Genomic DNA, 21,542 nt, shown 5'->3' on the forward strand with positions numbered 1-21,542 from the left:
CCGACCGCTCGACAAGAGACCGACCAACCGCTTTCGCCCGAGGAGCCCCAGATGACCACCACCCACCGCACCCGGGCCGCCTTCGTCGCGGCCGGCATCGCCTTCCTCCTGTTCCCCGTCCTGCGCCCGTGGCCCGACGAGGCCACCGCCACGGCCGAGCTCGCCGTCGCCTTCGCGTCGGACCGCTGGGTCCTCTCCCATCTGAGCGGGATCCTCGGGCTCGGCCTCCTCGCCCCGGCGCTTCTCGGCCTGCGCGCCGTCCTCGCGGGGGCCGCCGGCACCGCGACGACGACCTGGGCGCTCGTGTCCGCGTGGCTCGGCGCCGGGCTCTCGTCGCTCTACTTCGGCGCCGAGATCTTCGGCATCCGCACCATCGCCGAGGCGGCACTTCCCACGGCCGAGTTCGAGCGCATGCTGACCGACGTCGAGACGCTACGCATGCAGCCCTGGGCCGTGGCCCTGTTCGGCGCCGGCCTGCTGCTGCTCGCGGTGGCCGGCATACTGCTCGCCGTCGCCCTCGCCGTCGCGGAGCGCGGGCATCGAGGCTGGGCGCGCTGGGCAGGCGTCCCGCTGGCACTCGGGCTGGTGCTGCTCCTCCCCCAGTTCTACGGCGGGCCGGAGGTCCGGGTCGCGCACGGTGTCCTCGTCGCGGCCGGCTGCGTCCTGCTCGCCGCCGCGACCCGGCCTGCCGAGCCCGCGGCCGTTGCGTCCACCGGCGCACGCCCCCTGGCGTGACACCCCTGTACACGGCGCTCACCGTCGCGCCCGTGACGCCGCTCGGGCTGTCGCCCGTGGCCTTCCGCGCCTTCTCGTCGTTCGTGACGGGGTCAGGTCCCCCGGAGCAGGTCCGCGAGGCGCATCGGCGGCGCGCCGGTGAGGCGTTCGACGTCGTCGGTCACGACGTCCAGCTCGCCGGCGGCGATGGCCGTGTACGTCGACACCCACGCCTCGACCTGCCAGTCCGGCACGCCGTACGGCTCGCGGGAGCGGTACGCCTGCTCGAGGGTCTCCTCCTCGTACACCGTCTTGCGGCCCGTGGCCTGCGCGATGACGCCGGCGATCTCGGCCAGCGTGAGGGCCTCGGGCCCGGTGAGGTCGTAGGTGCGGCCGGCGTGCGCGGCGGCGTCCTCCAGGACGACGGCGGCGGACCGCGCGACGTCGGCCCGCGCCACGGCGCCCACCCGCCCGTCGCCGCCGGGGCCGCGGATGACGCCCTCCTGGCCCGCGAAGAGCGGGAAGACGTCGAGATAGAACGAGTCGCGCAGGATCGTCCACGCCATGCCGGACTCGCGCAGGTGCTGCTCGGTGGCCCAGTGGGTGCGGGCGAGCGTGAACGTGGCGTCCTCGGCCGCGCCCAGGAACGAGGTGTAGACCACGTGGCCCACGCCCGCGGCCACCGCGGCGTCGATGAACGTCCGGTGCTCGTCGAGCCGGTCCGCACTCTCGGCCGCCGAGACCATGAACAGCACGTCGGTCCCGCGCAGGGCCGCCGTGGCGGCCTCGCGATCACCGAAGGATGCCGCGACCACGTCGTCGGCCCCGTCCGGCGCGCGGCCGGGGTCGCGCACCACGAGGCGGAGCGGCAGCCCGGAGCGGCGCAGGCGCTGGAGGACGGCTCCGCCGACGTGGCCGGTGGCGCCGGTGATCGCGAGGCTCGGGTGCTCGTTGGTGGGCATACCTGATCTCATCGGGCAACGGGTCCGGGCGCAACCGCCGCCGGGGCGGGGCGGACGCCGACGTGGGCCGGCCCGGTCAGTACGGCAGCCAGACGACGGCGGCGCACGCCCCCACGTAGAGCGCCTGTTCCACGAGGCGGCGGCCGACGGGCGTGACGGGCTTCCCTCCGAGTTCGAGGCCGCGCCGGGCCGCGGAGATGTTGGCGGGCGTCATCGCGAGAGTGAGGAGCCCGAGGCAGACGGCGGCTGCGGATGCCGTCGCGGGTACGAGAAGACCGATCGCACCCGCCGCCTCGAGGATCCCCGTGCCGGCGACGAGCAGGTCCGGACGGGGCAGCCCGGGCGGGACCATGCGCTCCAGGGCGTGGCGCACGCGGGGAACGGCCCGCCCGGAGGCCGCCAGCAGGTAGACGGCGGCGAGGCCGATCCTGAGCGCGTCGTGCCATGAGTCGAGGGCAGGTACCACCATGCCGGCCGCACGGGCGGCGAGCGTGACGACGAGCAGGATGACGGGCAGCGGGACGGGCATGACGGATCCGATCTTGACGATGACAAGTTCGAACGGCACTCCATCATCCGAAGTGCTATCTTGTCAATGGAAAGATTGGAGTCGGATGAACTACCACCACGGAGACCTGCGCCGCGCCATGATCGCGGCGGCGGCGACCGCGGTCGCGGAACGGGGGCCGGCGGGCCTGAGCCTGCGCGGCCTGGCCAGGCTCGCGGGGGTGAGCCACGCGGCGCCGGCGCATCACTTCGGGGACAAGGCGGGAGTGCTCACCGCTCTGGCGGCCGAGGGCTTCACACTGCTCGCCACCGCCCTGGACGAGGCCCGGGGCGACCTCCTGGCGTCCGGCGTCGCCTACGTGACGTTCGCCGTCGACCACCCCGGGCACTTCGCGGTGATGTTCGACCGCAGCCTCGTGCACCGGGAGGACCCCGGCCTGCTCGCCGCCGAGAGGAAGGCGTCGGCCGCCCTCGCGGATCTCACGCCCGACGCCGAAGCGGCGCGCGCGGCATGGTCCGTGGCGCACGGCTTCGCCGCGCTGTGGCTCTCGGGTGCGATCTCCGGACCCGACGTCGCCGGCGCGGCGGAGCCGGTGCTGCGGCGCGCGGTGGCGGGCCGGTCGGAGCTCAGTGGGTGATCGTCGTCTGCTGGTAGAGCGCGAGGCGGGGTACGCCGTCGACGAGCCGGTACACGCTCGACATCAGGGCGACGAACGGTTCCTCCAGGTCGTCGCGCTCGGCGCTGGCGCGGTACACGAGCGCGGCGGCGTCGTCACCGGCTTCGACGAGGCGGGTGTCGGTCAGCGTGTACGCCGTCCAGGCCGGCGCGCCGTCCAGGCCGGCGGCGATGGCGTCCCGGTCCATGACGACCCCGTTCGGCAGGACCATCACGGCGTCCGCGGTCATCAGGTCGCCGTAGAACGTCCCGCCTCGTGAGGCGCAGAGCGCGTCCCAGCCCTGGTGTTCGAGAGCGACGAGTGCATCGAGGGACATCGAGGTCATGCCGTCCAACGTACAACGACCTCGCCGACCCGCACGGGCACGTCCGGTCACGCCCGGGCACGTGGTCGGGCGCGGCGCCCGCCGTGCCCGGGCGAGCCGCCGTCCGACGGCGCCGCGGGAGAGTGTCAGCGTTGCCGGGCCGGGCGGACGACGATCTCGTTGACATCGACGTCGGACGGCTGGTCGACGGCGAAGGCGACCGCGCCCGCGATCGCGTCCGGGGAGATGGCGTGGGCGCGGTAGGTGCGCATGGCTTCCGCCGCGCCGGGCTCGGTGATGGAGTCGGCGAGCTCGGAGGTGACCACGCCGGGTGAGACGGTGGTGACCCGGATCGAGGAGTCGCTCTCCTGCCGCAGACCTTCGGTGATCGCCCACTGGGCGTACTTGGTGCCCGAGTAGACGGCGCTGGTCGGTACGACCTCGTGGGCGCCCACGCTCGCGATCGTGACGAAGTGGCCCGACCCCTGCGCGGTGAAGCGTGGCAGAGCCGCGGCGATGCCGTGCAGCAGCCCACGGACGTTCACGTCGAGCATCCGGTCCCACTCGTCCACCAGCAGGGAGTCGAGCCGGGAGAGCGGCATCACGCCGGCGTTGTTGACCATGACGTCGACGCGGCCGGTGAGGTCCTCGGCGGCCGCCACGAAATCGGCCACGTCGTCACGGTCGGTGACGTCGAGCCGGAGGGGGTGAAGCTTGCCGTCGGTACGTTCGGCCAGCGAGCGGAGCCGGTCGAGGCGCCGGGCACCGGCGACGACGTGGTGGCCCGCCCGTGCCAGGTGCGTGGCGACGGCCTCACCGATCCCGCTGCTGGCTCCGGTGACGAGGATGGTCTTGGGTTGCGTGGTGTTCATGCCCACCACGATGGCCGGGCGTGGCGTGCCCGCGGCAGGCCGCCGCGCTCGTGGGAGTGACGCACCCAGGATGTTCTCGCCGACGCGACCTACGATGCGGGTATGCCTTCCTCCGAGTTCGGCGAGTACCTCCGTGCCCGCCGCGCAGCGATCCGGCCGGACGAGGTGAACCTCCCGTCCCTGCGGCCCCGGCGGGTGCCGGGACTGCGGCGTGAGGAGGTCGCTCTGCTGGCGGGGGTGAGCGTCGACTACTACGTACGGCTCGAACAGGGCCGCGAGCGCAGTCCGTCGGCGCAGGTGGCCGACGCCCTTGCCGCGGCCCTGCGCCTGGACGATGACGGGCGCCGGCACCTGTTCCGGCTGGCCGGTCTCGGTCCCCGGGCCCGGGCGGCGGCCGCGCGTGAACGTGTCGACCCAAGCCTGCTGCAGCTGATGGACGCGTGGCCCGGGAATCCCGCCGTGGTCTACAACCGTGCCTACGACGTGCTGGCCTCCAACGTGATCGGCGACGCGTTGTTCCACGACTGGGCTCACTCGCGCAACCTGATGCATGTCGTGTTCACGGATCCCGCCGCGCGGACGTTCTACGTGGACTGGGACGACGTCGCCCGCAACTCCGTGGCGGGGTTCCGGCTCGGGTACGGCGAGGCTCCCGACGACCCCCGGGTCCAGCGGGTGCTCACCGAGCTGCTCGACCGGAGCCCCGAGTTCGCGCGCTGGTGGACGACGCACGACGTTCGCGGCAAGTCCCTGGAGAAGAAGCGGTTCGACCATCGTGCGGTCGGTCCGCTGACGCTGACGATGCAGACGTTCGACGTGCGCTCCAGCCCCGGCCAGGCGCTCGTCGTCTACCACGCCGAGCCCGGCTCTCCCAGCAGCGAGGCGCTCGCCCTGCTCGGCTCGCTCGCCGTGACGGCTCGCGAGCGGGGCTGACCGGCCCCGCACCGGGGCGCCTCCACGCCACGCGCCGCAGCGGCGCCCTCACCCCGAACCCGCCGCGGACCCCAGGCGGCGGCTCAGCTCCGGAACTCCGGTGCCGGCCAGTCCGTCGAGGTAGGCGCGGCGGCCGGCCATCACCATGACCAGCTCCAGCAGCGGGCCCTCCACCAGTGGCAGGCCGGGATCGTCGTTCGCCGTGAACCGCGCGTCCGTCGCCCGGAGACGGAGCCTCTTGATCTGGGAGCGACTGTTGACCGCGTAGTCGCGGCCCGCGAAGAACTCCGCCACACGGATCAGACCCTCCGGCGAGTAGACATGGTCGATGCCGAGGGGGCGACGCACGTCCTCACCGTGGACGACGATCTCCCCCAGCCACGGAACCGGATCCCGGGTCGGCATACGCACCGGTTCGCCCTCCGCCGTGCCGAGGGCGGCGAACCGGTGCACGGTGTCCTGCGGCGTCGCGCCGCGAAAGCGTTCCAGCTGCCTGCGGTTGTGCACCGCGGGACGCAGGCCCGCGCCCAGGATGCTTCGCATCCAGCCGATCGTCCCGATCGTCATCGCCGACCCGAGGTGCGCCACGACGTCCTCGACGGACCAGCCGGTGCACAGCGACTCCCGCGCCCAGTCCGTGTCCGTCAGCGACCGCAGGTCGTCCGCGAGCGCCCGGCGTTCCGCGCCGACCACCGCCTCGAGCGTTCCTCGTTCCATGGCGGTCACCGTACCGGGCCCCTCTGACACCCCGCCCGGGTCCTTCCGCACCGGGTCCGGTGTCGGCGTCCGCGCCTACGGTGGGCCCATGACCTCGTACGAGAACGGCAACCGATGAGGCGGGACGTGGAGCGCGACGCGGCATCCTCCCCGGACGCGCCGGACACGGCGGACGCGGCGGACACGGCGGACACAGCCGACGGCGCCGGGCCCGCGCAGGCGCTGGCCGTCGCCGACTGGCGGCGCCGTGTCTTCGCCCTGTACGACGACGTCCGGGCACAGGCACGTGCCGATCCCGCCGGCGCGCACGCCTCCTGGGTCGCCCGGCGCGACGAACTGTTCGCCACGCATCCCGCGTCGCCGCTCCTGGAGGCGGATCGGGACCGGTTCACCGGGCTGCGCGTGGCGCCCTACGACCCGGCGTGGCGGTTCGAGACCCGGATCGTTCCCGCCCGCGGGCCGCGCCGCCTCGAGGTGCCGACCGGTACCGACGGCGTCGTGCCGTTCGAGCTGCTCGGGGTCGCAGAGCTGGCGGGCGCCGGATCGCTCGACGTGTGGCGCCTCGCCTCGTACGGCGGCGGGCTGTTCGTCCCCGTGAAGGACGCGCTCGCCGGGAAACCCGGCGGGACGTACGGCGGCGGGCGTTACCTGGTGGACACCATCAAGGGCGCGTGGCTCGGCGAGGGTGACGACGGCGGCCTGGTGCTGGACCTCAACTTCGCGTACAACCCGTCCTGCGCCTACGACCCGGCGTGGGCGTGCCCGCTCGCCCGAGCCGGCAACACCCTCGCGGCGCCGGTCCCCGTGGGTGAGCGCATGCCGGTCTGAGTGGGGTCAGGCCGCCCCGTCGGGCGGGGTGGCGAACTGCGTCCGGTACAGCTCCGCGTACAGCCCTCCCGCCGCCAGGAGCTGGGCGTGCGTGCCCTGCTCGGCCACGCGTCCGTCGTCGAGCACCACCACGAGGTCGGCGTCGCGGACCGTGGCGAGGCGGTGCGCGATGACCAGCGACGTCCGGCCGGCGAGCGCCTCGTCGAGCGCGGCCTGGACGGCGGCCTCCGATTCGGAGTCGAGGTGGGCGGTGGCCTCGTCGAGGATGACGACGTCGGGCGCCTTGAGCAGGAGCCGCGCGATGGCGAGGCGCTGGCGCTCGCCACCGGAGAGCCGGTAGCCGCGGTCTCCGACGACGGTGTCGGCGCCCTGGGGAAGACGCTCGACGAGGTCCAGGATGCGGGCACGGCGCATGGCCTGTTCGAGTTCCGCGTCGGTGGCGCCGGGGCGGGCGTAACGGAGGTTCGCGGCCACGGTGTCGTGGAACAGGTGCGCCTCCTGGGAGACGACGCCGACCGTGGCGCGCAGGGAGGCGAGCGTGACATCGCGCAGGTCCTGGCCGGCGATCGACACGCTTCCCGAGGTCGGGTCGTACATCCGCGTGACCAGGTGGCCGGTGGTCGTCTTGCCGGCGCCGGAGCGGCCGACCAGCGCGACCATGGCCCCGGCCGGGACCGTGAAGGTGAGGTCGTGCAGGGTGTCCGAGGTCGGTTCCTGGGCCGGGGCGGCGACGGCTTCGAGGGAGGCGAGCCCGACCTCGTCCGCCTTCGGGTACCGGAAGGTGACGGTGTCCAGGGTGATGCTCGCGCCGTGCCGGGCGACGGCGTCGCGCAGGTCGGTGGCGTCGTCGGCGTCGGCGACGGTGGGTTCGAGGTCGAGGACCTCGAGGACCCGTTCGAAGCTGACGAGCGCGGTCATGATGTCCACCTGGACGTTCGCCATGGCGGTGAGGGGACCGTACAGCCTGTTCAGGTAGGCCGCCAGGGCGACGACGACGCCGACGGTGAGGGTTCCGGCGATGGCCTGGAGACCGCCGAGCCCGTAGACGACGGCGATCGCGAGGGACGCCGTCGTGGTGAGGCCGACGCGGAACCAGGTGCTCAGGAGGGCGCGGCGGACACCGATCTCGCGCAGGGCTTCGACGGGACGGGCGTACTCGGCGGACTCGCGGGCCGGATCGCCGAACACCTTGGCGAGGTGGGCGCCGGCGACGTTGAAGCGCTCGTTCATCAGCTGGCCCACGTCCGCGCTGAGCTCGTAGGTGCGGTGGGTGTAGTCGGCGAGGCGGCGTCCGAACCAGCGGGCCGGCAGGACGAACAGCGGGGTGACCAGCAGGGCGAGCAGGGTGAGCTGCCACGACATGGCGAACATGGCGGCGAGCGTGAACACGACGGTCAGCGCGTTGGACACGACGGTCTGCAGGGTGGAGGTGAACGCCTGCTGGGCGCCCAGCACGTCGCCGTTGAGTCGCTGGACCAGCGCACCGGTGCGGGTGCGCGCGAAGAAGGCGAGCGGCATGCGTTGCACGTGGTCGAAGACCGCGGTCCGCAGGTCGACGATGAGGCCCTCGCCGATGCGGGCGGAGACCCAGCGTTGCGCGACGGCGAGCCCGGCGCTCACGAGCGCGAGCCCGGCCGCGGCCCCGGCGAGTGCCAGGACGAGACCCCTGTCACCGTCGGCGATGCCGTCGTCGATGAGGTAGCGGAACAGCAACGGGACGGCGGTGCCGGCGGCGGCGTCGAGCACGAGGAGGCCGGTGAAGACCACGAGCTGTGTGCGGTAGGGGCGGGCGAACGCCAGGATGCGCCGGACGGTGCCGCGCCCGAGCCGGTGCCGCGCCACCGACCGGTCCCGCATGAAGGCGCGCATGGTGCTGCCCTGTCCCATGCCACGCGAGGAGTTGTTCATGGTCACGCGGTAACGCTAACCGCGGGCACTGACATCCCCGGCCGGACGGCACCCACGGCACCTTCGGGCTCGCCGACCGCACGGCACCCCAACGGTTCCGGCGGCTCGCACGTAGGTGAGGGGTAAGGGTGCGGCGGCCCGACCCCCCCGTAGCCGCCGCACCCGCCACCCCGGTGAGTGCCGGCCGCCGCCCGGGCGGCGTGCTCCCGAGTGCGTGTCGGAGTCCCGGCGTAGCCTTCCGGTCATGTCCTCCATGGCTCTCTCCCCCGATGTCGCGCGGCGGCTCCGGTTGCGCGCGCAGGGGCTGGTGCCGCGCGGCGGCCTGTCGCCGGTCGAGGTGGTGCGGCGCATGGTCGCGCTGCAAGGGCAGGATCTCCCGTCCGTGCTGCGAGCCGTCGCGGTGCGATCCCGCACCGGCACGACGCTCGACGACGTCCGCGCCGCGTTCGACGCGGGTGAACTCGTGCGCGGCTGGACCCAGCGGGGCACGCTGTTCGCCACGACGCCGCGCGACCTCGCGGCGCTCATGTCGCTGACCGCCGAACGCGTGAGGCGCACGTCGCGCAAGCTCCGCGCGGACGAGGGCCTGAGCGACGACGTCGTGCGCCGGGCCGCGGCGGTGGCCCGGGAGGCGCTGGCCGACGGCGCGGTGTCCCGCGCCACCTTGACCGACCTGTGGCGGCAGGAGGGGGTGCCCACGGACGGGCAGCGGGGTTACCACCTCGTCTCGCTGCTCGCGCTCGACGGCGTGCTCCACTGGGGGCCGTTCGCGGGGACGCAGCAGCTGATCGTCGCCGCGCGCGCCGACACCCCGCCGGGGGAACCCGTCGACGAGCTGCGCCGCATCGCCCGCGCCTACGTCGCGACCCGCGGGCCTGCCACCGCCGACGACCTCGCCTGGTGGCTCGGCCTGCCGAAGACACCGGTCCGGCAGGCGGTCGCGGACGTCCTCGGCGCTCGTGTCCCCGCCACGGCTCCCGTGGCCGCGCACGGCGCGGTGCTGCACGAGGTCGAGGTCGACGGCACACGGATGCTCGTGACGGGCGACGCTCTGCGCGAGGCCACGGGCGAGCAGGCGAAGGACGCAGCCGGGGTCACGCTCGTACCGGGGTTCGACGAGATCGTGCTCGGTTACCAGGATCGCGGCCTCGTGGCGTCTCCGGAGGCGATGCGGACGGTCGTCCCGTTCACGAACGGCGTCTTCCGCCCGGCGGTGCTGCTCGACGGACGTCTGATCGGTACGTGGCGCCGCGCCCCCAAGAAGGGCGAGTCACCGTTCGAGCTGATCGCCGGTGTCCGGGCCCGCGACCGCGAGGCCGTCGAGAGGGCGGTCGCCGCCTGGGAGCACGGCTGACCGCACGACGGCCGGGACGAGGCCATCGGCCGGGCCCTCAGCCGACCGACCGCCCCACCGCGCGGAACGCGTCCAGGACCGTGCGGACCGCCAGCCGCTCGGCGCGGTCCGGGCGTGCCATCGCCACGATGTGCCTGCCCGCGGCCATCCCCGCCACCGGCCGCAGCACGAGCCGCGGGTCCGACGTCGTGTACCGCGGCAGCACCGCCACCCGGTCGCTCGCCGCGACGAGCGCCTCGATGAGACGGTTGTCACGCAGGCGTTGCACGACCGTCAACGGCAGGCCCGCCGCCGTCTCGACCGCGAGGCGCAGGCTGTCGAACGGGTAACCCGCGGGCACGCCGTACCACTCGCACCGTGCCAGGTCGGCGGGCGTGACCTCCGGCAGCGCCGCCAACGGGTGCGCGGCCCGCATCGCGATGTCCAGGGGTTCGCGCAGCAGCGGCGTCGTGGTCAGGTGCCGGGCGCCGTCGGGCACGGGTGAGGTGAAGCTGTGCCCGATCACGACGTCGTGGTCCGTCACCAGCTCCGCGTACGTCGTCTCGGCCACATCCACGTCGGTGCACTCCAGCAGGACGTCCGTCCCGGCCAGCCGTTCGAGCGCCCCGGGCAGGAGGATGGCCGCCGCGCTCGGCAGCGTCGCCACGGTCACGGTTCCCGACGGCGCGCCCACGTACGCGTCCCAGCTCGCCTGGACCCGCGCGACCGTGCGCGCGAGATCCCGGCCTCCCTCTGCCAGAAGCCGTCCCGCCTCCGTCAGCCGCACTCCCCTGCCGTCGGCCTCGACCAGGCGCACGCCGCCGAGATCGCGCCGCGCCGTGCGCAGCTGTTGCGACACCGCCGACGGCGTACGGAACGTCGCCGCCGCGACGGCGGTCACCGAGCCGCGGTCCGCGAGTTCGCGCAGCAGTTCCAGGTGGCGGGGGTCGACCCGGCTCAGGTCGATCCGCCGCGGCCGGCCGCCCTCGCCGCCCGCACGGTCGCTCGCACGGTCGCTCGCACGGTCGCTCGCGGCACGGGGGCCGTCACTCCGGTCCTTCATGAAGGCAGCCTACAGAGAGATGTAGCAGCTTTCACTTGTCCTACAGACCACTGCGCGCCCAGACTCGAGCCATGCCGCTCACGCACCGCCTGCTCGCGTTCTCGGTCGCCCTGATGTGGGGGCTGAACTTCATCGCGATCAACGCCTCCCTCCAGCAGTTCCCGCCCTTCATGCTGGTCGCGCTTCGTTTCGCGGTCGTCGCGATCCCGACGCTCCTGCTGGTACCGCGCCCACAGGTTCCGGCGAGGTGGCTGATCGGCTACGGCCTCGGGTTCGGCACGCTCCAGTTCCTGTTCCTCTACTGGGGCATGGCCGCCGGCTTCCCGACCGGCCTGGCCTCCCTCGTGCTGCAGTCCTCGGCGCCGTTCACGGTCCTCCTCGGCGCCACGGTCTTCCGGGAGCGGGTGTCCGGCAGGCAGCTCGCGGGGCTGGCCGTGGCCACGGCAGGGCTCGCCGTCGTCGGCTGGCAGCAGGCGCAGGCCGCGGCGTTCGCGCCGTTCCTCCTCGTCATCGCCGGCGGGTTCGGCTGGGCGATCGGCAACGTGTCCAACGCCCGGGCGATGTCCGGGGTGTCTCAGCGTCCCGATCCCCTGCACGTGACGCTGTGGATGTCGGTGGTGCCGCCGGTACCGATGGCCCTGCTGTCGCTGGCCGTCGAAGGGCCCGCCGTGATCGCGCGCTCCTTCACCCCGGGGCCGGAACTGGTTCCCGCGCTCGTGGGACTGGCCTACACGGTGGTGATCGGGACCCTCCTCGGCTCAGGGATCTGGACGTGGCTCATGGCCCGGCACCCGGCCGGCATGGTGGCACCGTTCTCCATGCTCGTCCCGGTCGTGGGGCTCAGCGCGTCCGCACTCCTGCTGGGCGAGGAACTCGGCGTCCCGCAGCTGACCGGCGCCGCGCTCGTCATCGCCGGCGTCCTGTGGGGCTCCCGGTCGGGGCGGCGGCGGCCCGAGCCAGTAGTGCCCGCCCGGCATGCGGGTGGTCGCCGGCCGGTGCATCCGACCGCACCGGCCGCGCCCGGGTCGTGACACCGGTGTGCGTCGCACCCCGCCCTGCCGCCGGGCTCAGGCCTTGCGCCAGACCGAGACGTGCTTGCGGCTGTCGGCGGTGAACGGCGAGCGGTCCCAGTCCGCCCAGCGCTCGACCAGCCGCATCCCGGCGATCCGGGCCATCAGGTCCAGCTCCGCCGGCCATGTCACCGATCGTGACGTGGATCCGCTCCGCACCGGGCTTGCCGGCGATGCGGCGGGCCATGGCACGGCTCAGCTCGATCCCGTGCACCCGGGTACCGCGCGCGGCGAGAGGAACGGGGAAGGCGCCCGGACGCCCGTCCTTTTCCGGCGTGGCATCGTGGACCCCGCACGACGTCCGGCAACGAAGGGAGAGGGACATGAACGGCGCGGACCTGCTCGTGGACGCGTTCGGCCGGATCCGCCAGGAGGTGCACGCCGCGGTCGACGGGCTGACCGCGGACGAGCTGGCATGGCGGGCCGACGCCGAGGCGAACTCGGTGGCCTGGCTCGTCTGGCACCTCACGCGGGTCCAGGACGACCACGTCGCCGACGTCGCCGGCACGGACCAGCTCTGGTCCCACCACGGCTGGGCCGAGCGTTTCGGCCTCCCGCTCGCGGTGGGCGACACCGGCTACGGGCACCGCGCGGACGAGGTGGCGTCGGTGCGGGTCGGGTCCCCCGACCTGCTCACCGGGTACCACGACGCCGTCCACGAACGCACCGCCGACTACGTGGCCACCCTCACGGACGCCGACCTCGACCGCGTCGTCGACACCTCCTGGGACCCGCCGGTCACCCTCGGGGTCCGCCTGGTCAGCGTGTTCGACGACGACGCCCAGCACGCGGGCCAGGCCCTGCTGCTGCGCGGGTTGCTGCTGCGCCGCCGAGAGTGACCGGTACGCGCCGGGTCACCCCGTCGCGAGCCGCGTCCTCAGCCGGTCCACCGCGCCCTGGTACTCCGACGGGTCGATCGGCAGGAGCCACTGCTTGACCTTCACGCTCCGCGAGACGTTCAGGTCGATGTCGTCGAGGGTCTCGTCGACGTTGTGCATGGAGAACGGGATCACGCAGGTACCGCGCGCGTGACGCCCCTGCGTGCGCTTCTCCGTCCAGCGCAGCCGCGTCTCCACCAGTTCCCGCCGCTCCTCCACGGGCGGCAGCGGCACCTTGCCCGCCAGGTGGGCGCCGATCCAGAGCGCGCCGGCCTCGGCGCTCAGCGGGCTGAAGTAGGAGGAGTTGTACCCGTTGAAGGTCAGGTGCGGTACGTCGTGCGGGAGGATCTGCCGCCACAGGTGGAAGTTGCCCTCGTCGTCGTGCAGCCGCCGCTGGATCTTCTCGTCGAGGAACGGCACCCGCTGGTGCCATCCCGTCCCGCACACGACGAGGTCCGCCGGGACGACGCGCCCGTCGGAGAGCTTCGCGTAGGGCCGCCCGTCCCTGACGACGAACCGCTCGATCGACGCGTCGCGGTGCACGACGATCCTCCCGCCGGCGATCTGCTCGAAGAACTGGTCGCTGACGAGGGAGACCGTGTGCCGGGCGATGTCGGTGAACTCACCGTGCGGCAGCAGGCCGAGCTTGCGGAGCCTGAGCTGCCGGGTCGTGATCGCGGCGATCGAGCCGACCATCGCGCGGGTGACGAAGTGGCCTCGGCCGTGCAGGAAGTTCTCGATGCCGACGGGCTCGATGTAGCGGAACAGCCCTTCGCCCAGCCGCGTCAGCAACAGGTACTTGAAGTTGAGCACCCGTCCGATCTTCTTCGGCATCTTCCACAGGAGCTGGCGGGCGATCACGCGCGTGCTCGCCGCGACGGGCCCCAGCGACGTCGCGATGTCACACGCCGACTTCCCGTAGCCGATCACCAGGACGTGCTTGCCGGCGCCCTCGGAGATGTCGTTGAGCTGCGACGGCGCCAGCAGGCGCCCACCGTGCCGGACCAGCTCCGAGTACCCCTCGAACTGCGGCAGCACCGGGTCGGAGAAGATCCCGTTGGCGACCACGAGGTGGTCGAACCGCTCCGGGGCCTTGAGGGAACCTCCCGCGGGGCGGACGGTGACAAGCCAGCCGTCCTCGGCGTCGGTCAGCTCCGTCCGCACCACCTCCGTCGACAGCCGCAGGCCGGACGCGAGACGGAACTTGCGCACGTAGGCCTCGAGGTACGCCTGCACCTGGGAACCCGACGGCCACTCGGGGTACTCCTTGGGCATCGGGTGGTCCGAGAACGTGTAGGTGTCCTTGTTGTTCTGCGTCGTCAGACCCGAGTAGCGGCGCGTGCGGCTCCACACGCCGCCCACGTCCGGAGCCTTCTCGAAGACGACCACCTCGTGTCCGAGCTCTCGCAGGATCTTCAGCACCGCCAACCCTGCGAACCCCGCTCCCACGACCGCAACCCGCACGTCCGCTCACCCCATCTCGTCGACGCTTCCGGATGTAAGGCATCGAACCGTAATCATTTGCCGGAACGCCGGGGACCACGGCGGTGATTGACAGAGCAGCGATATGGGCGATATGCCCGTCAGAGCGTCAGGCCCGCAGCCGCAGGGTCGGCGGTGCCGGCCAGTCGAGCACGAACCGCTCGACGGAGGCGTCGACGGCGCCGAAGTCGTCCGTCTGCACGACGACCCTGCCCGGGCGCAGGTCCACGATCCGCACCCGGAGCGGTTGGCCACCGGGACGCTCCAGCGTCCAGACCTCCGCGAGCCAGCGCAGGCCGAGGTCCTCCAGCGCCTCCTCCGCCTCGATCCAGCCGACGGCGTCCGACACGTCCCACCCGAGCAGCGACACCGCCACCCAGTCGTCGCCGGCGGGCCGGATCCAGCCGACCAGCTCGCCGTCCTCCCGCCGGTGCGCGATCCACTCCTCAGGAACCATGGCCGCGACGCTAACCGCGACCCCCTCGTCACCACCAGCGCATTCCGCACCCACCGGGACCTCTGGCGGCGCCGCACGGCCGGCAGGGTCGTCCTCGTGACCACCCTCACCCCGAGGGGCGCGAGGTCTGCGGTCACATCCGGGCGAACCGCCGTGTCGCAGGGGTATGGACACGACGCGCGCCCGCACCACGGTCGTCGGCGAGAGGATGGCCTCATGACCCACGACACGCCCGGGACCGGCGGGACCACGATCGACGACGACGCCCTCGACCGGCTCCGGCCGCTCTCGTTCGCGGTGGCCTACCGCATGCTGGGAAGCGTCGCCGAGGCCGAGGACGTGGTGCAGGAGGCACTGCTCAAGGTCGCACAGCAGGCCGACCGCCCGGACGGCGTCCGCAATCCCGACGCGTTCGTCACGACGGTCACCACGCGGCTGTCGATCAACGTGCTGCGCTCGGCACGCGCCCGGCGCGAGACCTACGTGGGCCCCTGGCTGCCGGAACCGCTCGTCTCCGGCACGGCGACCCGGTGGCCGGGCCACGAGAGCCCCGCCGTCGCGCACAGCGCCGCCCCACCCGACGCGGCCGCGCACGCCGAGCTCGCCGACGACCTCTCCACCGCGTTCCTCGTCGTGCTCGAGACGCTTACCCCGGCCGAGCGGGCGGCGTTCCTGCTGCACGACGTGCTCGGCTACCCGCACGCCGAGGCCGCCGAGATCATCGGGACGAGCGCGGTCTCGGCCCGTCAGCTCGCCTCCCGGGCCCGGCGCCGGATCGAGGCGAAGCGAGCCGAGGCGCTGGGGCACACCCCCGGGCGCCGGAGCCGTGAGGAGGCGAACCGGCTCGTGAGCCGCTTCCTCGCCGCCGTCGAGGACGGCGAGGTCGAGGCGTTCATCGGTGTCCTCTCCGACGACGTCGTCTTCACCGGCGACGGTGGCGGCAACGTCCCGCCCGGCTTCGCCATCACCAAGCCGATGGCAGGCCGGGACCGCGTCGCGAAGCTGCTGTCCGGATTCTCCCGCCGCGGCCTGTCGGGGCTGGCGCACTACGTGCCCGAGGAGATCAACGGCGCCCCCGGGCTGGTCATCGTCGCCGACGACAGCCTGGGCGGCGGCGTGCTCGGCACGTTGTCCTTCGAGATCGGCACCACGCCCGACGGCGCCCTGCGGATCGTCGCGGCCCACGGCGTGGTGAACCCGGCCAAGCTGGGCCACCTGGGCCGGCTCGCCGATCTGGACCGCCTCGCGGCACACCTGCGGCAGGCGCGTCGCGGACACTGACCGCGGACACTGACCGCGGCCGCAGGCCGCCGCGGGAGCACGGATCGAAAACCCCTTCGGGCGGGAGCGCCCCGTGTCGACTCGTGCGTCCTCACGGCGCGACGGCGATGATTGCTCCTGACATAGTGGGACATTGGGGTAGCGTGCCTCCGTGACGCGCGCCCGCCTGCCCTGGACCCGGATCGGTTTCGTCGGCCTGGTCGCCGCCTCGCTCGCCCTCGGAGGCTGGGGCCTCGCGCTCGACACGGCCGACCTACCGGGCCGCACCTGGCTCGACGTCTTCTACTACGACCTCCAGCTCTTCGTCCTGGGCTCCGATCCAGCGAGCGACGGCGGCGCCCTGTCCTGGCAGCTCCAGGCCGCCCGGTTCGTCGCCCCGGCGGCAGCGGTCTGGGCGATCGTCGAGGCCGTCCGCGCACTGTTCGCCGAGCGGCTGCGGCGGATGCGGGAGCGGCGGACGAAGGACCACGCGATCGTCGTCGGACGGACCGACGCCGCCGAGGCCGTCGCCGACGCCCTGCGGACCGGGGGCCACACCGTCCTGCGCGCGACCGACCAGGACGACCTGGACGACGCCGGCCTGCGCGGCGCGGCCGTCCTGTACGCCTGCTCGGACGACTCGGACAACCCGAGCGTCAACGTGCTGACCGTCACCGACGTCGCCAACACGGTGCGCGAGCGCGGCCGTGGGCCGCAGCGGCTGTACGCGCACGTCGGCGACCCGGACCTGGCCGTCGCCCTGCAGGCACGCCATCTCGCGTGCGCCACCACCGGCGTCGACTTCTTCACGCTCGACGTCCTCGCGGCGCAGAGCCTCGCCGCACGCGAGGCAGAGGCCCTCGCCGCGGCGACCGCCGTGGCGGTCATCGGGTCGGGCGACCTCGCCCGTGCCCTGGTCGTGGCGCTGGCCGCGGAGTGGGAACTCGTCTCCGGCGTGCGCAACCGCCTGAGGATCCTGCTCGTCGCCGACGACGCGCCCGAGGTCGCCACCGAACTGGCCAGGCGCTGGGGCGCCGTCACCGACGCCTGCGACCTGCGGGCCATGACCAGCCTCCCGGACTCGACCGCGCTCGACCGCGTCTACGTCTGCCCCGACGACGAGGACGCCGCGCTCCTCACGACCCTCACCAACCCGGCGCTCTGGCACGGCGCGCCCGGGTCGCTGGTGCTGGTGCTGGACCGGTTGTCCGGCCTCGCGAGCGTGTTCGACGGCGACGGGACGCGCGTCCTGGACGACCTGGACGGCCGTCTGCGCACCGTCGTGGTGCACGACCTGCTCGCGCACACCCGCCATCCCGAGCCGCGGGTCCACGACGACGTGTACGAGCGCCTGGCACGCGCGGTGCACCATGTCTACCTGCGCAACCAGCTCGAGCGCGGCGTGGCGTGGGCGAGCGCACCCGCGATGCGCCGGTGGGAGGACCTGAGCGACGACCTGCGCGAGTCGAACCGTCGCTGGGTCGTCGGGCTGCCGGACCGGCTGGCTCGCGTCGGCGGCACGATCGCGCCGCGCGACGGCGGCACCGACGTCACGATCTCGGGACCGATGCTGGACCGGCTCGCCAGGGCCGAGCACGACCTGTGGGAAGCGGTACGGATCGAACTGGGCTGGCGGCACGGCCCGGTTCGCGACGACGCGAAGCGGCTGCACCCCATGATCGGGGTGTCGTGGGAGGAGCTCCCCGAACCCGAGAAGGAGAAGGACCGGGACCTGATCCGCAACCTTCCCGAGATCCTCGCCGAGTTCGGGCTGGAGCTCGTCTTCTACGACGCCTGAGCACGTCCCGGGCCTGGGCGAGTCCCGGACGGAGAGCTCGCACCAGTCCTGTGCCGCGGCCGGGACGGTCGAACCGGTGGCCGACGGCGACATCGCCGCCCCGGCCGCGGCGGGCGCCCTCGGGTCGCCTGGTGCGCGAATCGCCGTTATCCCGCTTAATCGAGATATGGTGCGGCCATGCTGATTGCCGAAGACCTGCTGCTGCTTGCCGTCGACGACGAGTCCGGCAAGACCGCCAATGTCGACAACCTGAACGCCCGCCTCGCCGGTGCCCTGCTGGCCGACCTCGCGAACGCCAACAGGATCCTCACCCAGGGCGGGCCCGAGGCCGGCGCCACCAAGGAGGAGCGCAAGGCGGCCGCCGAGGCCAAGATCCTCATCACCAACCCCGACCCCACGGGCAATCTCGCCCTTGACGCCGCTCTCGAGGCCGCCAAGGGCGAGGAGCGCCGCGCGCACAAGGTGGTCGAGCGGATCGCCGAGAACGCCGAGGACAACCTTCTTGCCGGGCTGGTCGAGCGTGGGATCCTGGAGAAGGAGGAGACCAAGCTCTTCCGTATGCTCCCGCAGACGCGCTGGCCCGCCGCGGACTCGACCCACGAGAACACGCTCCGCGCGACCCTCAAGAAGGTGCTCGTCGAGGGCGCCGAGCCCGACGAGCGCACCGCGACGCTGATCTCCCTGCTGCACGGCTCGGGCCTGGTCGGCAACGTGGTGGGCAAGGAGGACCGGAAGGCGGCCGAGGAGCGTGCCGAGGAGATCGCCGGCAGCGAGTGGGGCGCGGCGAGCGTCGCCGCCCAGGTCGCCATCGCCGCCTCGGTCGCCGCCGTCGCGGCCGTGGGCGCGGTCGCCGCGGCGCTGATCATCGCCGCCGCGAAGGAGAACGAGGGGTCGGCCGAGCCGGCCGAGGCCGCCTCGCAGTCCTGATCCACGCGAACGGGAACGGCCGGGCACCGGGATCTCCGGGCCCGGCCGTTCGCGTCGGCGCGTGCCCTGCCTCGGCGCCCGTTACCGCGATACCCTGCCACCCCGCCGCGCCGGGCGCCCTCCCGGGTGGAGGAACTCGCGGGCCGTCGCCACGAGCAGGTCTCTCTCACCGGCGGCCGTGAAACCCGGCTCGGCCGCGACGCGCTCCAGGAAGCCGTCCGTCAGCAGCATCAGCCACGACACGATCCGCGCGTCCGTCAGGTCCGTGCGCACCTCGCCCAGTTCCTGCCCGCGCTCCACCCAGGGCCGGAGTCTCGCGCGCTGTGCGTCCGCGTCGGCCTCCAGTGCCGCGGCGACCTCGGGCAGATGCATCACCCCCGCCGCCGCGCGGACGAACCCCGGCACCCTCGGGTCGGCGGCCTCGTCGGCGCTGCGGCCCACGATCTCCAGCAGCACCCCCACGGGGTCCTCGCGGCCCTCGTAGGCGGCGGCCGACTCCCGCACCTCGCGCGTGCCGTACTCCAGGATGCCGAGCAGGATCGCGAGCTTCGTCGGGAAGTAGTGGAAGAGCGTCCCCGAGCCGATCCGCGCCTGCCGGCAGATCGCGGCCGTCGTCGCGCCGTCGTACCCGCGGGCCGCGAAGACCGTCAGGGCCGCGTCGACGATGACGAGCCGCCTCGCCTCGTGGCGGGCCTGGTCAACGGTCCGCGCCACGCGCGCCCTCGGGGTTCGCGTCCCCTGACGGCCGGTGCCCGCGCACCCGCCGCACCTGCAGCCGGTCGTCCCGCTCGCGCACCACCACGCCGGCCGCCGCGAGCGCCGCGTCGGCCCTGCGCCGGGCGGCCTTGTCCTTGCGCTCCTCGCGGCGTTCGCGCAGCAGGGCGTGCTCCTCGGGGGTGAACCCGGGGCGGCCGTCGGCCCACGGCTGGAAGTCGGCGTCGTACGGGTCGGCGTCGCGGAGGGGCCAGCCGTCGCCGGTCAGGGCGGTGCGGACGGTGGACCACGGCAGATCGGTGACGTCGAGCCGGGCGCGCAGAGCGCCGTCGGACCCGAGGAGCACGAGGTCCTTGCGGTCGCGGAAGGCGACCGCCGTCTCGGAGCGTTCCACCCACGTCTCGCGGTCCTCCTGCCGGTGCTCCAGGTGGTCGCGGGCGACCTCCAGCCGCGGGGCCTCCCCGGCGGCGGCGACCGCGAGGAAGATCCCGCCCAGCAGGCCGGCGCCGCCGAGGACGGGCAGGGACCAGACCTGGTCGATCTGGCCGAGCTGCTCGACGAGGCCGTGCACGGGGAACGGCGTCCGTTCGATGAGGGCGGTGAGGCCGCGGGCGAGTCCCGGCCCGAACAGGCCGAGCAGCAGGCCGAGGGCGGTCCCCCCGCCGACCAGCACGGCGGGCACGGCGGGTGACTGCCGGATGCGGGTCGTGGTCATGGGCCAATACTAGAGCGACTGCTCCATTAATGGAACGGCCACCAGGTCCTCCTGCGGCGGGCAGGCGCGCCCTGCCCCGGCTCTGGCGAGCGCTCTGCCGCGCGCGGCGCCGGCCCGGCCACCCGTCGCGCCTCGCGGCGGGCACGCCACGTGGCGACCTCCGCGTCGACGTCGCGCGTGGGGGTCACGACCGGCGGGCCGCCCCTGAGCTGGCGGCGCGCGTCGATCACACGGGCGTTGAACTCCTCGACGATCTCGCGGACGCGGTCCTCGGTGACCTCGCGGTCGAGCTCGTCGGTGAGCCGGGCGTCGTCGTGGCGCAACTGCGCCGCGGGAAGCACTCCGGTGATCTTCTCGCGCTCGACCAGGTTCTTCACCCACCAGTCGGGGTCGTGCGCGCCCTTGATCCCCGGGATGGGCTTGCCCTCCAGCGGCAGGTTGTCGAACTCGCCGCGGCGGATCGCCTGGTCGATCACGGTGTCGACGAACCGGGAGCGTTCCTCCTGGCTCATCGTGCCGATCCGCCGGTCCTCGGCGGAGTCTCCGGCGTCGTCGGCACCGTCCTCCTCGCGTTCCCTGGCGGCTTCCCGGTCCACCCGGTACTGCGCGGCCCGCCGGACCGGGTCTCCGTCGTCCTGGCCGGCCTTGTCAGCTGGTCTCGACACCATGACCGGCACGTTACCCGTTCGCGCCGACCGCCGGTGGCGGTGTCGGCCTCCGGTGGCACGATCGGAGGCATGAGCACTCTCACCGGACAGCAGATCGCCGGCTCCGGCCTGACCGGCTGGGTCTTCCTCGGGGACGCCCTCTACACGCGCGCCGCCACCGGCAGCTTCGCCACGGGCCTGACGCTGGTCGCCGCCGTCGGCGCGGCCGCCGAGGCCGCGAACCATCATCCCGACGTGGACCTGCGCTACCCGCATGTCGACCTGCGCCTGACGAGTCACGACGCGGGCGGTGTCACCGAGCGCGACGTGTCGCTGGCGCGCACCATCACCGACCTGGCCCGCGACGCGGGCGTGACCCTGGACGGCGCGGGCCTGTCACGGCTGGAGCTCGCCCTCGACACGCCGGCCCGGGACGGCGTGAGGCCGTTCTGGCGCGAGTTCCTCGCCTACGAGGGCGAGGCGGCGGACGGCGACCGCCCCTGGGCGGCGGACGAGCTCGGCGACCCGACGGGCCGTCTGCCCGTGGTGTGGTTCCAGGCGTCCGGCCGCGAGGAGCCGCGGCAGCGCTGGCACCTGGACGTGTGGGTCGACCCGTCGCAGGTGCAGGGCAGGATCGAACGAGCGGTCGCCGCCGGCGGCCGCGTCGTCGACGACAGCGAGGCGCCCGCCTTCTGGGTCCTGTCCGACGCCGAGGGCAACCGCTCCTGCCTGTGCACCTGGCAGGACCGGGACGACGAGACCGTGTGACCGGCCCG

Annotated in this window: 24 protein-coding genes; 11 read left to right on the forward strand and 13 right to left on the reverse strand. The window is 73.5% G+C overall.

The annotated features are described in order from the left end of the window. Window positions 1-51: 51 nt before the first annotated feature. Window positions 52-735: a hypothetical protein gene (locus J0911_RS14700; RefSeq protein WP_207276199.1), complete on the forward strand. Its 684-nt coding sequence runs from the start codon at window positions 52-54 to the stop codon at window positions 733-735. Between the two features lie 92 nt (window positions 736-827). On the opposite strand, the gene J0911_RS14705 is transcribed toward J0911_RS14700, so the two are convergent. Further along, window positions 828-1,676, reverse strand: a complete 849-nt coding sequence (locus J0911_RS14705) for an SDR family oxidoreductase (RefSeq protein WP_207276200.1) — start codon at window positions 1,674-1,676, stop codon at window positions 828-830. 76 nt (window positions 1,677-1,752) lie between these two features. Beyond that, complete coding sequence (locus J0911_RS14710) at window positions 1,753-2,244, reverse strand: DoxX-related protein (protein WP_207276201.1); 492 nt, start codon at window positions 2,242-2,244, stop codon at window positions 1,753-1,755. Between the two features lie 46 nt (window positions 2,245-2,290). Here J0911_RS14710 and J0911_RS14715 point away from each other — a divergent pair, with 46 nt between their 5' ends. After that, entirely contained in the window at window positions 2,291-2,821 is a 531-nt protein-coding gene (locus J0911_RS14715; RefSeq protein WP_207276203.1) for a TetR/AcrR family transcriptional regulator, read from the forward strand. On the opposite strand, the gene J0911_RS14720 is transcribed toward J0911_RS14715, so the two are convergent. Next, the gene (locus J0911_RS14720; RefSeq protein ID WP_207276204.1) at window positions 2,811-3,185 is read right to left on the reverse strand and encodes a nuclear transport factor 2 family protein; all 375 of its coding nucleotides are present in this window, start codon (window positions 3,183-3,185) and stop codon (window positions 2,811-2,813) included. The genes J0911_RS14715 and J0911_RS14720 overlap by 11 nt on opposite strands. Before the next feature lie 125 nt (window positions 3,186-3,310). Beyond that, window positions 3,311-4,036 (reverse strand): SDR family oxidoreductase, encoded by a 726-nt coding sequence (locus J0911_RS14725; protein WP_207276205.1) that lies wholly within the window; start codon window positions 4,034-4,036, stop codon window positions 3,311-3,313. A 102-nt stretch (window positions 4,037-4,138) separates the two neighbouring features. Here J0911_RS14725 and J0911_RS14730 point away from each other — a divergent pair, with 102 nt between their 5' ends. Further along, on the forward strand, window positions 4,139-4,969 hold the full coding sequence (locus J0911_RS14730; RefSeq protein WP_207276206.1) for a helix-turn-helix domain-containing protein: 831 nt from the start codon (window positions 4,139-4,141) through the stop codon (window positions 4,967-4,969). A gap of 48 nt (window positions 4,970-5,017) precedes the next feature. Here the strand turns inward: J0911_RS14730 and J0911_RS14735 are convergent, their stop codons facing one another. Continuing rightward, on the reverse strand, window positions 5,018-5,686 hold the full coding sequence (locus tag J0911_RS14735) for a maleylpyruvate isomerase family mycothiol-dependent enzyme (RefSeq protein WP_207276207.1): 669 nt from the start codon (window positions 5,684-5,686) through the stop codon (window positions 5,018-5,020). A 114-nt stretch (window positions 5,687-5,800) separates the two neighbouring features. Between J0911_RS14735 and J0911_RS14740 the strand changes: the two genes are divergently transcribed. Continuing rightward, window positions 5,801-6,514: a DUF1684 domain-containing protein gene (locus J0911_RS14740; RefSeq protein ID WP_207276209.1), complete on the forward strand. Its 714-nt coding sequence runs from the start codon at window positions 5,801-5,803 to the stop codon at window positions 6,512-6,514. A gap of 6 nt (window positions 6,515-6,520) precedes the next feature. Here the strand turns inward: J0911_RS14740 and J0911_RS14745 are convergent, their stop codons facing one another. Continuing rightward, the gene (locus J0911_RS14745; protein ID WP_242636831.1) at window positions 6,521-8,422 is read right to left on the reverse strand and encodes an ABC transporter ATP-binding protein; all 1,902 of its coding nucleotides are present in this window, start codon (window positions 8,420-8,422) and stop codon (window positions 6,521-6,523) included. A 244-nt stretch (window positions 8,423-8,666) separates the two neighbouring features. Between J0911_RS14745 and J0911_RS14750 the strand changes: the two genes are divergently transcribed. Then, window positions 8,667-9,776, forward strand: coding sequence for a winged helix DNA-binding domain-containing protein (locus J0911_RS14750; RefSeq protein WP_207276211.1), 1,110 nt, complete (start codon window positions 8,667-8,669; stop codon window positions 9,774-9,776). A 37-nt stretch (window positions 9,777-9,813) separates the two neighbouring features. On the opposite strand, the gene J0911_RS14755 is transcribed toward J0911_RS14750, so the two are convergent. Next, a complete protein-coding gene (locus tag J0911_RS14755) occupies window positions 9,814-10,818 on the reverse strand; it encodes a LysR family transcriptional regulator (protein ID WP_207276212.1) in 1,005 nt (334 codons plus the stop codon). 71 nt (window positions 10,819-10,889) lie between these two features. On the opposite strand from J0911_RS14755, the gene J0911_RS14760 reads away from it, so the two are divergent. Continuing rightward, window positions 10,890-11,849 carry an EamA family transporter gene (locus J0911_RS14760; RefSeq protein WP_207276214.1) on the forward strand — a complete coding sequence of 320 codons (960 nt, stop codon included), beginning with the start codon at window positions 10,890-10,892 and terminating at the stop codon, window positions 11,847-11,849. Window positions 11,850-11,885: 36 nt separating this feature from the next. Here J0911_RS14760 and J0911_RS14765 read toward each other — a convergent pair whose 3' ends face one another. Beyond that, window positions 11,886-12,020, reverse strand: a complete 135-nt coding sequence (locus tag J0911_RS14765; protein WP_372434884.1) for a hypothetical protein — start codon at window positions 12,018-12,020, stop codon at window positions 11,886-11,888. Window positions 12,021-12,211: 191 nt separating this feature from the next. Here J0911_RS14765 and J0911_RS14770 point away from each other — a divergent pair, with 191 nt between their 5' ends. Further along, the gene (locus J0911_RS14770) at window positions 12,212-12,727 is read left to right on the forward strand and encodes a mycothiol transferase (protein WP_207276216.1); all 516 of its coding nucleotides are present in this window, start codon (window positions 12,212-12,214) and stop codon (window positions 12,725-12,727) included. Between the two features lie 15 nt (window positions 12,728-12,742). Here the strand turns inward: J0911_RS14770 and J0911_RS14775 are convergent, their stop codons facing one another. Next, the gene (locus tag J0911_RS14775) at window positions 12,743-14,230 is read right to left on the reverse strand and encodes a flavin-containing monooxygenase (RefSeq protein WP_207276217.1); all 1,488 of its coding nucleotides are present in this window, start codon (window positions 14,228-14,230) and stop codon (window positions 12,743-12,745) included. 127 nt (window positions 14,231-14,357) lie between these two features. After that, window positions 14,358-14,705: a hypothetical protein gene (locus tag J0911_RS14780; RefSeq protein WP_207276218.1), complete on the reverse strand. Its 348-nt coding sequence runs from the start codon at window positions 14,703-14,705 to the stop codon at window positions 14,358-14,360. A gap of 216 nt (window positions 14,706-14,921) precedes the next feature. Between J0911_RS14780 and J0911_RS14785 the strand changes: the two genes are divergently transcribed. From J0911_RS14785 to J0911_RS14795, 3 genes are all read left to right on the forward strand, one after another. Continuing rightward, window positions 14,922-15,986, forward strand: a complete 1,065-nt coding sequence (locus tag J0911_RS14785; protein WP_207276220.1) for a sigma-70 family RNA polymerase sigma factor — start codon at window positions 14,922-14,924, stop codon at window positions 15,984-15,986. Window positions 15,987-16,137: 151 nt separating this feature from the next. Next, on the forward strand, window positions 16,138-17,763 hold the full coding sequence (locus J0911_RS21175; protein WP_207276221.1) for a RyR domain-containing protein: 1,626 nt from the start codon (window positions 16,138-16,140) through the stop codon (window positions 17,761-17,763). A 177-nt stretch (window positions 17,764-17,940) separates the two neighbouring features. Then, window positions 17,941-18,690, forward strand: coding sequence for a GOLPH3/VPS74 family protein (locus J0911_RS14795; RefSeq protein ID WP_207276223.1), 750 nt, complete (start codon window positions 17,941-17,943; stop codon window positions 18,688-18,690). Between the two features lie 81 nt (window positions 18,691-18,771). Here J0911_RS14795 and J0911_RS14800 read toward each other — a convergent pair whose 3' ends face one another. The 3 genes from J0911_RS14800 to J0911_RS14810 are packed head-to-tail and all read right to left on the reverse strand — an operon-like array spanning window position 18,772 to window position 20,787. After that, window positions 18,772-19,404 carry a TetR/AcrR family transcriptional regulator gene (locus J0911_RS14800; protein ID WP_207276225.1) on the reverse strand — a complete coding sequence of 211 codons (633 nt, stop codon included), beginning with the start codon at window positions 19,402-19,404 and terminating at the stop codon, window positions 18,772-18,774. Further along, the gene (locus J0911_RS14805) at window positions 19,388-20,119 is read right to left on the reverse strand and encodes a YqeB family protein (protein WP_207276227.1); all 732 of its coding nucleotides are present in this window, start codon (window positions 20,117-20,119) and stop codon (window positions 19,388-19,390) included. The genes J0911_RS14800 and J0911_RS14805 overlap by 17 nt, the downstream gene beginning before the upstream one ends. A 26-nt stretch (window positions 20,120-20,145) precedes the next feature. After that, complete coding sequence (locus J0911_RS14810) at window positions 20,146-20,787, reverse strand: DnaJ family domain-containing protein (RefSeq protein ID WP_207276228.1); 642 nt, start codon at window positions 20,785-20,787, stop codon at window positions 20,146-20,148. A gap of 69 nt (window positions 20,788-20,856) precedes the next feature. On the opposite strand from J0911_RS14810, the gene J0911_RS14815 reads away from it, so the two are divergent. Next, window positions 20,857-21,534 (forward strand): 4a-hydroxytetrahydrobiopterin dehydratase, encoded by a 678-nt coding sequence (locus J0911_RS14815; RefSeq protein ID WP_207276230.1) that lies wholly within the window; start codon window positions 20,857-20,859, stop codon window positions 21,532-21,534. Window positions 21,535-21,542 lie beyond the last annotated feature (8 nt).

The organism is Myceligenerans salitolerans (genome assembly GCF_017349295.1).
Taxonomy (GTDB): Bacteria; Actinomycetota; Actinomycetes; order Actinomycetales; family Cellulomonadaceae; genus Myceligenerans; species Myceligenerans salitolerans.

Bases quoted from the DNA above. Each gene is read 5' to 3' on its own strand.
- J0911_RS14700 (WP_207276199.1), top strand. From the start codon at position 52: ATGACCACCACCCACCGCACCCGGGCCGCCTTCGTCGCGGCCGGCATC.
- J0911_RS14705 (WP_207276200.1), bottom strand. From the start codon at position 1,676: ATGCCCACCAACGAGCACCCGAGCCTCGCGATCACCGGCGCCACCGGC.
- J0911_RS14715 (WP_207276203.1), top strand. From the start codon at position 2,291: ATGAACTACCACCACGGAGACCTGCGCCGCGCCATGATCGCGGCGGCG.
- J0911_RS14720 (WP_207276204.1), bottom strand. From the start codon at position 3,185: ATGACCTCGATGTCCCTCGATGCACTCGTCGCTCTCGAACACCAGGGC.
- J0911_RS14725 (WP_207276205.1), bottom strand. From the start codon at position 4,036: ATGAACACCACGCAACCCAAGACCATCCTCGTCACCGGAGCCAGCAGC.
- J0911_RS14730 (WP_207276206.1), top strand. From the start codon at position 4,139: ATGCCTTCCTCCGAGTTCGGCGAGTACCTCCGTGCCCGCCGCGCAGCG.
- J0911_RS14735 (WP_207276207.1), bottom strand. From the start codon at position 5,686: ATGGAACGAGGAACGCTCGAGGCGGTGGTCGGCGCGGAACGCCGGGCG.
- J0911_RS14740 (WP_207276209.1), top strand. From the start codon at position 5,801: ATGAGGCGGGACGTGGAGCGCGACGCGGCATCCTCCCCGGACGCGCCG.
- J0911_RS14745 (WP_242636831.1), bottom strand. From the start codon at position 8,422: ATGAACAACTCCTCGCGTGGCATGGGACAGGGCAGCACCATGCGCGCC.
- J0911_RS14750 (WP_207276211.1), top strand. From the start codon at position 8,667: ATGTCCTCCATGGCTCTCTCCCCCGATGTCGCGCGGCGGCTCCGGTTG.
- J0911_RS14755 (WP_207276212.1), bottom strand. From the start codon at position 10,818: ATGAAGGACCGGAGTGACGGCCCCCGTGCCGCGAGCGACCGTGCGAGC.
- J0911_RS14760 (WP_207276214.1), top strand. From the start codon at position 10,890: ATGCCGCTCACGCACCGCCTGCTCGCGTTCTCGGTCGCCCTGATGTGG.
- J0911_RS14770 (WP_207276216.1), top strand. From the start codon at position 12,212: ATGAACGGCGCGGACCTGCTCGTGGACGCGTTCGGCCGGATCCGCCAG.
- J0911_RS14780 (WP_207276218.1), bottom strand. From the start codon at position 14,705: ATGGTTCCTGAGGAGTGGATCGCGCACCGGCGGGAGGACGGCGAGCTG.
- J0911_RS14785 (WP_207276220.1), top strand. From the start codon at position 14,922: ATGACCCACGACACGCCCGGGACCGGCGGGACCACGATCGACGACGAC.
- J0911_RS14795 (WP_207276223.1), top strand. From the start codon at position 17,941: ATGCTGATTGCCGAAGACCTGCTGCTGCTTGCCGTCGACGACGAGTCC.
- J0911_RS14805 (WP_207276227.1), bottom strand. From the start codon at position 20,119: ATGACCACGACCCGCATCCGGCAGTCACCCGCCGTGCCCGCCGTGCTG.
- J0911_RS14810 (WP_207276228.1), bottom strand. From the start codon at position 20,787: ATGGTGTCGAGACCAGCTGACAAGGCCGGCCAGGACGACGGAGACCCG.
- J0911_RS14815 (WP_207276230.1), top strand. From the start codon at position 20,857: ATGAGCACTCTCACCGGACAGCAGATCGCCGGCTCCGGCCTGACCGGC.